Source organism: Moraxella sp. (assembly GCF_024227015.1).
Lineage (GTDB): Bacteria > Pseudomonadota > Gammaproteobacteria > Pseudomonadales > Moraxellaceae > Moraxella.
In genome coordinates this window covers 1-528 of record NZ_JAAELD010000275.1, presented here as the reverse complement: position 1 = coordinate 528, position 528 = coordinate 1, and the positions used below count along the sequence as shown (strand labels likewise).

Genomic DNA, 528 nt, shown 5'->3' with positions numbered 1-528 from the left:
TTCAATATCACGGATGCTAAGCCCCTTGCCGGAAACACAATTGACAAATTCATCAACTTGCTTCTTTTTTATGCCGTTCATACGCATGAACGTTCGAATCGTATACATATAGGAATATACGGGAAATTTACCGCTTAATATTTTATCCATCACCGCTTGGCTCATTTGTCCAATCAGCCCAACGCGCATACCCACCCAGCCTTTGCTTCGCTCAAGATGTTTGGCGATCTGTGAAACCGACATTTTATGAACGCTTTTCAGCTCGTCAATCAATCGGGCTTGCTCCAGGATGCTCAGCGTTTTGGCATTGGCAATGCGCAAAAGCTTTATAATCCCCATCGCCTCATCACTATCTAAACTCTGATAGGGCACAATACCGATATTAAGTTTTTGGGCGCATCGATATCGTTTAAAACCGTCGAGCAAAATCCGGCAACCTTGCTTAGTCTCAACGCCTTGCAGACAATCTCGAATGCCATGGGCAACCATTGAGACCAGCAACTGCTGCTCGGCACTATTTGATCGCAT

The 528-nt window shown here is 45.1% G+C and carries 1 protein-coding gene; it reads right to left on the bottom strand.

The genetic code is table 11. From position 1 onward, the window contains the following. Positions 1-528, bottom strand: a 528-nt coding sequence (locus GY683_RS06405) for a hypothetical protein (RefSeq protein ID WP_297287954.1), incomplete at both ends; no start/stop codon positions are given.